The following is an 8,103-nucleotide window of genomic DNA, read 5'->3' on the forward strand; positions in this document are numbered from 1 at the left end:
GCCATGGTGATTGACGACAACGCCGCAGATGTGCGTGCCCGCCCCCGCGACGCCGCCCCCCATTCGCCGGTCGGTCCAAAGGGTCCGGACACACCATTTCCGGCCCCGCAGGAGACATGCCGGAGGTTGCGGCGACGTGGCAGGGAACGTCACCGTTTAGGCGGTCTCGGACGCCGGGTACTTGCGCGATTCGCCGAGCCCGTGTGGACTACGGCCAATGCCCCGCGCACGCGCGTGGCTGAAGCATTTTCCGAAACATGATCAGGAGGCAACCCGTGAGCGCGACCGCGGACCACGCGGAGGAACGGACCAACACGGCCGCGAGGCTTGGGTTCGAACCCGGACAGGTGGTCCAGGAGATCGGCTACGACGACGACGTCGAGCAGGAGCTCCGTGAGGGCATTGAGGCCACAATCGGCCAGGAACTCGTCGACGAGGACTACGACGACGTCGCTGACGTCGTCCTGCTCTGGTTCCGCGACGAGGACGGCGACCTTACGGACGCGCTGGTGGATGCCATTGGTCTGATCGAGGACGGTGGGGCGGTCTGGCTGCTGACGCCCAAGACCGGCCGAGACGGATACGTCGAGCCGAGCGACATCAACGAGGCTGCCCAGACAGCTGGTCTCGCCCAGACCAAGAGCATCAACGCGGGCAAGGACTGGACGGGCAGCCGTCTGGTCACTCCCAAGGGGGCCAAGGCCAAGCGCTGAGAGCTCTTTCATCACCCGAGGCCCCCGACGGCACCACGCCGCCGGGGGCCTTCGTACGTACCGGTGCGTCCCTGCCCGGCCCCCACCGGGGACGCTGCGTAGGGTGGGTGTCACCCGGACGGCCCAGGCCGGGGAAGTGTGACGTTCGTGAAGGGATACGTGTACATGGCGATCGAGGTCGGCACGAAGGCTCCGGATTTCGAGCTGAAGGACAACCACGGGCGCACCGTGAAGCTCTCCGATTTCCGGGGTGCTCATGGCGCCAAGAACGTGGTCCTGCTCTTCTACCCCTTCGCCTTCACCGGTGTCTGCACGGGGGAGCTGTGCGCGCTCCGCGACGAGCTCCCGAAGTTCGAGAACGACGACACCCAGCTGCTCGCCGTCTCCAACGACTCGATCCACACCCTGCGCGTCTTCGCCGAGCAGGAGGGTCTGGAGTACCCGCTGCTCTCCGACTTCTGGCCGCACGGGGAGACCTCGCGGGCGTACGGCGTCTTCGACGAGGACAAGGGCTGCGCGGTGCGCGGCACGTTCATCATCGACAAGGAGGGCGTGGTCCGCTGGACCGTCGTCAACGGCCTGCCGGACGCGCGCGACCTGAACGACTACATCAAGGCGCTCGACTCGATCTGACCGGGCGCGGCCCCGGGGGAGCGATGTGCGGCTCCGGGGTTTGCGACCCGCCGGTTCCGGGGATCTCCTGGCGGCGACCGGCCAAAAGCCTGTTTTGGCCGGGAACCGGTCACTAGGATCCAATCGTTGATCCGATGCCAACGCACGACGGGGGCGCTGGTGTCTGCCGGCCCTCTCACAACTTTTGGAGGACTCGTGGGAGTCAGCCTCAGCAAGGGCGGCAACGTCTCGCTGACCAAGGCCGCGCCGAACCTGACGGCGGTCATCGTCGGTCTGGGCTGGGACGCCCGGACGACAACCGGCGGTGACTTCGACCTCGACGCCAGCGCGCTGCTGACGAACGCCGAGGGCAAGGTCGGGAGCGACGGTAATTTCGTCTTCTTCAACAACCTCAAGAGCCCCGACGGCTCGGTCGAGCACACCGGTGACAACCTCACCGGTGAGGGCGAGGGCGACGACGAGGTCATCAAGGTCAACCTGGCCGGTGTCCCGGCCGACGTCGACAAGATCGTCTTCCCGGTCTCGATCTACGAGGCCGAGAGCCGCCAGCAGAGCTTCGGCCAGGTCCGTAACGCGTACATCCGCGTGGTGAACGAGGCGGACAACAGCGAGCTCGCCCGCTACGACCTGAGCGAGGACGCCTCGACGGAGACGGCCATGGTCTTCGGCGAGCTCTACCGCAACGGCGCGGAGTGGAAGTTCCGTGCCATCGGCCAGGGGTATGCCTCGGGTCTGCGCGGCATCGCGCAGGATTTCGGCGTCAACGTCTGAGCCGGTCCGGAGGACATCTCCGGGCACCTTCAGCTCCATCGCGTCCGGCGCCGCACGTTGTGCGGCGCCGGACGCGCTCGGCAGAGCGCCCCGCGTCCCTCAGGCGCCCGTGCCGGGCAGAGGTCGTACGACCGTCCATCGACTCGGGGAGGACACACCATGGGCGTCACGCTCGCCAAGGGAGGCAACGTCTCCCTCTCCAAGGCCGCACCCAACCTCACGCAGGTGCTGGTCGGGCTCGGCTGGGACGCACGATCCACGACGGGAGCCGACTTCGACCTCGACGCCAGCGCGCTGCTGTGCCAGTCGGGCCGGGTCCTCGGCGACGAGTGGTTCGTGTTCTACAACAACCTCACGAGCCCCGACGGCTCCGTCGAGCACACCGGCGACAACCTCACGGGGGAGGGCGAGGGCGACGACGAGTCCGTCATCGTGAACCTCGCGCAGGTGCCGGCGCACTGCGACAAGATTCTTTTCCCGGTCTCCATCCATGAAGCCGACAATCGTGGGCAGACCTTCGGGCAGGTGGCCAATGCCTTCATCCGCGTGGTGAACCAGGCGGACGGACAGGAGTTGGCACGCTACGACCTCAGTGAGGACGCGTCGACGGAGACGGCGATGATCTTCGGCGAGCTCTACCGCTACGGCGGCGAGTGGAAATTCCGTGCAGTCGGACAGGGGTACGCGTCAGGGCTCCGGGGCATCGCTCTAGACTTCGGGGTCAACGTTTCGTAAAGCCGCGCACGGCGCGGGGGAGCCCCGTACTCAACCGGGGGAGACCCGTTACATACACGATGGGGTAGCCAGTGCTTCTGAAAACCTTCGGCTGGTCGTTCGCGGTTACCGCGATCGGCCTGGTCGCAGCGGTGTTCTACGGGGGGTGGCAGGCATTCGGCATCGTCGCGATCCTGTCGGTCCTGGAGATCTCGCTGTCCTTCGACAACGCGGTGATCAACGCCGGAATCCTGAAGAAGATGAATGCCTTCTGGCAGAAGATCTTCCTCACCGTCGGTGTCCTCATCGCGGTCTTCGGTATGCGGCTGGTGTTCCCCGTCGTGATCGTGGCCATCAGCGCCCAGCTGGGACCGATCGAGGCCATCGACCTCTCGTTCAACGACCCCGACAGGTACAAGGAACTGGTGACGGACGCCCATCCGTCGATCGCCGCATTCGGTGGCATGTTCCTGCTCATGATCTTCCTCGACTTCATCTTCGAGGACCGTGACATCCAGTGGCTGCGCTGGATCGAGCGCCCGCTCGCCAAGCTCGGCAAGGTCGACATGCTGTCGGTCTGCGTCGCGCTCATCGTCCTGCTCATCGCGTCCATGACGGTCGCCACCCACGCCCACCAGCACGGTGGCGGGCACGCCGACAAGGCGTCGACCGTCCTGCTCTCCGGTATCGCCGGTCTGATCACCTACCTCGTGGTCGGTGGTCTCTCCGGGTTCTTCGAGGACAAGCTCGAAGAGGAGGAGGAGCGTGAGCACGAGGCCGAGGAAGAGGCCAGGAAGGCCGGGAAGCCGGCCTCCGCGGTGCTCCTCGCCGGCAAGGCCGCGTTCTTCATGTTCCTGTACCTCGAGGTCCTCGACGCGTCCTTCTCGTTCGACGGTGTCATCGGCGCCTTCGCCATCACCAACGAGATCGTCCTGATGGCGCTCGGCCTCGGTATCGGCGCCATGTACGTCCGTTCGCTCACCGTGTACCTGGTCCGCCAGGGCACCCTCGACGACTACGTCTACCTGGAGCACGGCGCGCACTACGCGATCGGCGCCCTGTCGGTCATCCTGCTCGTCACCATCCAGTACGAGATCAACGAGCTCATCACCGGTTCCGTCGGGGTCATCCTGATCGCCTGGTCCTTCTGGTCCTCGGTCCGGCGCAACAAGGCCATCGCGGCGGCAGGCGGCGACGGCGGCGACGGCTCCGATTCCAAGGCGGAAGTGTCCTCCGGGGTGTGACCCGGTAAGGATTGAGGAACGCTCTCTCTGCGGGGCGGCCCACGGCGGCGGTTCTCCGGGAACACCCGGACCCGGCGCGGCGGCCGCCCCGCAGTGACGTGCGGGGCGTGTGGGCCGCAGGTGCGGGGTCGAGCGGTACTACCGATACATGTGGGGGTTGGGATGGCCTTCTGGGACGGCCTGTTTCCGAGGCGGGCGTCGCAGTTCGAGTCGGGTAACTCCGCGACGAACTCGATCGTGCTCTCCAAGCGCAATGCCACGGTCTCGTTGAACAAGCAGGGCGCGCTGTCGGGCAACCTGCGCGTCAACCTGTCGTGGCGGATGCGCACGTCGGACATCGGCGGAAGGTCGCGGCAGAGCGGCCGGTTGCTGCGTCCGCTGAAGCTCTTCCAGCCCGACGTGGTCCAGGCGCACACCCAGGGCATGGTCAACGTCGACCTGGACCTGGGCTGCATGTACGAACTGACGGACGGGACCAAGGGGGTCGTGCAGCCCCTGGGCAACCTCATAGGCGACCTGAACGCGGCCCCGTACATCAGGCTCAGCGGGGACGACCGCTTCGGGGCGCCGTCGGGCGAGACCGTCTACGTGAACCTCGACAAGCGCGATGAGATCAAGCGCCTGCTGTTCTTCGTCTACATCTACGACCAGACCCCGGCCTTCGACCGTACGCACGCCAAGGTGACGCTCTATCCGGGCAACGGCCCGCGCATCGAGATCGAGCTGGACGAGCGGGCCCCGCAGGCCCGTTCCTGCGCGGTGTTCACGGTGGAGAACGTCAAGGGCGAGCTGATCGTGCGCCGCGAGGTGAAGTTCGTGTACGGCTTCCAGTCGGAGCTGGACCGGATGTACGGCTTCGGCATGCAGTGGGGACGCGGCTACAAGACGCGGGCCTGAGTGCGCGCCGTGAAGGGCGGCCGCGCCTCCGGCTCCCTACCGGAGGAACTGCGGGCCCTGCGGGGGCAGCATGAAATTCGGGTCGGCGGCGGGCGCGGCCGCCGCCGCGGGCTGCGGATAGCCGTACGCCGGCCGGTCCCCGGCAGGCTGCGGATAGCCGTACGCGGGCGCAGGGGCCGCCGCGGGCTGCTGGGGGTAGCCGTAGGCCGGCTGCGGCGCGGCGGACGGCTGGGGATAGCCGTACGCGGGCTGCTGGTGCTGGACCGTGGCCTGGGAGTCGGGCGCGGGCTGCTGGTGCTGCACCGTGGCCTGGGAGTCCGGGGCGGGCGGGAAGGACGCCTGCGGGTCGGGAGCGCCGGGCACGGCCGCGGGACCGGGCTCGGAGGCCGCCTCGGCCTCGTCCACCGAGATCCCGAAGGCGGTGGCCAGCCCCACGAGGCCGGTCGGATATCCCTGGCCCACCGCCCGGAACTTCCAGCCGTCACCCCGCCGGTACAGCTCGCCGCAGATGACGGCGGTCTCCTCGCCGGTCTCGGCCCGCACATCGAAGACCGCGAGCGGCTCACCGTCCGCGGACGCCGCGTCGTACAGCGATATCCGCAGATCCGTCACGCGCTCGAACGCCTCCTCGTCGCAGGACGCGGCGATGACCACCTGGTCCACGGAGGGGTCGAGCGAGGAGAGATCCGCCTCGATCGTGTCGGTGAGCCCTTCGGGCGAACTGCGCTTGGGCAGGCGCCGCACGAGCCCCGAAGGGTGCCGCGGCTGGTTGTAGAAGACGAAGTCCTCGTCGGAACGCACCCGGCCGTCGGGCCCGATCAGCAGGGCGGAGGCGTCCACATCGGGGACCCCGGCACCCGGGGTCCAGCGCAGCACGGCCCGTACGGCCATGGCGTCGAGTGGGACGTTCGAGCCCTTCAGCATCGCGTGCGTCATGGCGGTCATCCTGCCTGCTGGGGGGGCGTCCGGACAACGCGGGGGTACGAACCAGTAGGCCAGGCACCGTTCCCGGGGGGCACGCAGGCGCGCCGTGCGGGGTGTGAGATACGCGGGGGACACCCGAAGTTCACAGGGACGGGGAACCGGCGACACCTGTCCGAACGTACTATTACCGGCCACATGTTTGTCCGGTCCATCAGGCAGTACGGGGGAATCACATGCGTCATTTCGGGCACATCTCGCCCGCTGTCCGGGAAGCTCTGTTCTTCAGGGAGCCGTGCGAATTCGACGCCGGTTCCCCCTCCCCGATGCTCTCCGCGGCCCTGGGCGCCACGCTCTACAGCCCCGCGACCCGCCCCAGGCTGGCCGACGACGTGATCAAGCAGAGCGGGCAGGGAGTCGTCTCCATGGTCCTCTGCCTGGAGGATTCCATCGACGACGCCGAAGTGGTCGGCGCCGAGGCCAACCTCGTCCGGCAGTTCGCCGACATCGACGCGCGCGACGCCGATGTGCCGCTGCTCTTCATCAGGGTCCGCGAACCCGAGCAGATCTCCGACCTCGTACGGCGGCTGGGAAGCTCCGTCCGAAGGTTGTCCGGATTCGTACTTCCGAAATTCACGGAGGAGCGGGGCGAGCTCTTCCTGGAGGCCCTCACCGCGGCCGAAGCGGAGAGCGGACACCGGCTGTTCGCGATGCCCGTCCTCGAATCACCCGAGCTGCTGCACCTGGAGACGCGGGGCGAAACCCTCCAGGGAATCGCCCGCACCGTCGACAAGTACCGCGAGCGGATCCTCGCGCTCCGGCTCGGCGTCACCGACTTCTGCTCCGCCTACGGTCTGCGCCGGGCGCCCGACATGACGGCGTACGACGTCCAGATCGTCGGCGCCGTCATCGGCGACGTCGTCAACGTGCTGGGCCGCTCGGACGGCACCGGCTTCACCATCACCGGCCCCGTGTGGGAGTACTTCCGGCTCCAGGAGCGGATGTTCAAGCCCCAGCTGCGCCGCAGCCCCTTCATGGGGCAGGCCGAGGAGCTGCGCAACACGCTCATCGAGCACGACCTCGACGGACTGCTGCGCGAGATCGAGCTGGACCGCGCCAACGGGCTGCTCGGCAAGACCTGCATCCACCCGTCCCACGTCCTGCCCGTGCACGCGCTGTCGGTCGTCAGCCATGAGGAGTACAGCGACGCGCAGGACATACTGCGGCCGGAGCGGGGCGGCGGCGGGGTGCTGCGCTCCGCGTACACGAACAAGATGAACGAAGTGAAGCCCCACCGCGCCTGGGCCGAGCGGACCCTCCGGCGCGCCGAGGTCTTCGGCGTGGCCCGCGAGGACGTGGGCTTCGTGGAGCTCCTGGCCGCCGGTGTGACGGCCTGAGCACGGACATGGGCGAGCACGGGCCGGCAGCGGACGAGCACATACGGGAAGAAGAGGCAGTGGACGTGGAGTGGTCGGGTAACTGGGTCGCCGGGCGGCTCGGGGTCGAGCTCGTCGGCGACGGCGAGCTCAGGGAACTGCTGGGCCTCGCCCTGCGCCGCAACCCGAAGCGGGCCCATCTGCTCGTCTCGAACGTCCTGGGCAAGCATGTGCCGCAGCGGCCGTCCGTCGTCCACGGCGTGGGCTTCGAGCTCGGCGAACGGGTACGGAACCTGCTCGGCGAGGCGGAGGCCCGCCGCGCGGTCGTCCTCGGCTACGCGGAGACGGCGACCGGCCTCGGCCACGCCGTCGCCGACGGGCTCGGCGTCGCCCCGTACCTCCACTCGACCCGCCGCCCCGTCCCCGGCGCCGCCCAGGCGGGCGGCTTCGAGGAGGCGCACTCGCACGCCACCTCGCATCTGCTGCTGCCCGAGGACCCGGACCTGCTGAACGCCACCGCCGAGGGCTCGCCGCTGGTCCTGGTCGACGACGAGTTCTCCACCGGCAACACCGTGCTCAACACCATCAGAGCCCTGCACGCGCGCTACCCCCGGGACCGGTACGTCATCGTCGCCCTCGTGGACATGCGCTCCGAGGCGGACCAGGGGCGGCTCGCCGAGTTCGCCCAGGAGATCGGCGCCCGCGTCGACCTGGTGGCCCGCGCCCGGGGCACCGTGCGCCTGCCCGAGGGGGTCCTGGAGAAGGGCCGCAGCCTGGTCGCCGAGCACGACGCCCAGGACGCCGGGCCCGTGGCGAGCGGGTCGTCCGCCGAGC

The 8,103-nt window shown here is 68.6% G+C and carries 9 protein-coding genes; 8 read left to right on the forward strand and 1 reads right to left on the reverse strand.

Going from position 1 to position 8,103, the window contains the following annotated elements; translation table 11 throughout:
* Nucleotides 1-275 precede the first annotated feature (275 nt).
* The 6 genes from JKV81_RS24020 (at nt 276) to JKV81_RS24045 (ending at nt 4,972) form a co-directional block, all read left to right on the forward strand.
* A complete protein-coding gene (locus JKV81_RS24020; protein WP_124276683.1) occupies nt 276-713 on the forward strand; it encodes a DUF3052 domain-containing protein in 438 nt (145 codons plus the stop codon).
* 165 nt (nt 714-878) lie between these two features.
* Nucleotides 879-1,346 carry a peroxiredoxin gene (locus JKV81_RS24025; RefSeq protein WP_202077734.1) on the forward strand — a complete coding sequence of 156 codons (468 nt, stop codon included), beginning with the start codon at nt 879-881 and terminating at the stop codon, nt 1,344-1,346.
* 195 nt (nt 1,347-1,541) lie between these two features.
* Nucleotides 1,542-2,117 (forward strand): TerD family protein, encoded by a 576-nt coding sequence (locus tag JKV81_RS24030; RefSeq protein WP_099172391.1) that lies wholly within the window; start codon nt 1,542-1,544, stop codon nt 2,115-2,117.
* Between the two features lie 159 nt (nt 2,118-2,276).
* Nucleotides 2,277-2,852 (forward strand): TerD family protein, encoded by a 576-nt coding sequence (locus JKV81_RS24035; RefSeq protein WP_124276685.1) that lies wholly within the window; start codon nt 2,277-2,279, stop codon nt 2,850-2,852.
* A 71-nt stretch (nt 2,853-2,923) separates the two neighbouring features.
* Nucleotides 2,924-4,075, forward strand: coding sequence for a DUF475 domain-containing protein (locus JKV81_RS24040; RefSeq protein ID WP_202077736.1), 1,152 nt, complete (start codon nt 2,924-2,926; stop codon nt 4,073-4,075).
* A gap of 162 nt (nt 4,076-4,237) precedes the next feature.
* Complete coding sequence (locus JKV81_RS24045) at nt 4,238-4,972, forward strand: TerD family protein (RefSeq protein ID WP_129262626.1); 735 nt, start codon at nt 4,238-4,240, stop codon at nt 4,970-4,972.
* Between the two features lie 36 nt (nt 4,973-5,008).
* Here the strand turns inward: JKV81_RS24045 and JKV81_RS24050 are convergent, their stop codons facing one another.
* The gene (locus JKV81_RS24050; RefSeq protein ID WP_129262624.1) at nt 5,009-5,917 is read right to left on the reverse strand and encodes a TerD family protein; all 909 of its coding nucleotides are present in this window, start codon (nt 5,915-5,917) and stop codon (nt 5,009-5,011) included.
* 212 nt (nt 5,918-6,129) lie between these two features.
* Between JKV81_RS24050 and JKV81_RS24055 the strand changes: the two genes are divergently transcribed.
* Complete coding sequence (locus JKV81_RS24055; protein WP_202077738.1) at nt 6,130-7,290, forward strand: HpcH/HpaI aldolase/citrate lyase family protein; 1,161 nt, start codon at nt 6,130-6,132, stop codon at nt 7,288-7,290.
* Nucleotides 7,291-7,298: 8 nt separating this feature from the next.
* The coding region (locus JKV81_RS24060) for a phosphoribosyltransferase domain-containing protein (protein WP_202077740.1) at nt 7,299-8,103 on the forward strand (805 nt) is incomplete at its 3' end.

The sequence above is a fragment of the Streptomyces silvae genome (assembly GCF_016745505.1).
GTDB classification, from domain to species: Bacteria; Actinomycetota; Actinomycetes; order Streptomycetales; family Streptomycetaceae; genus Streptomyces; species Streptomyces silvae.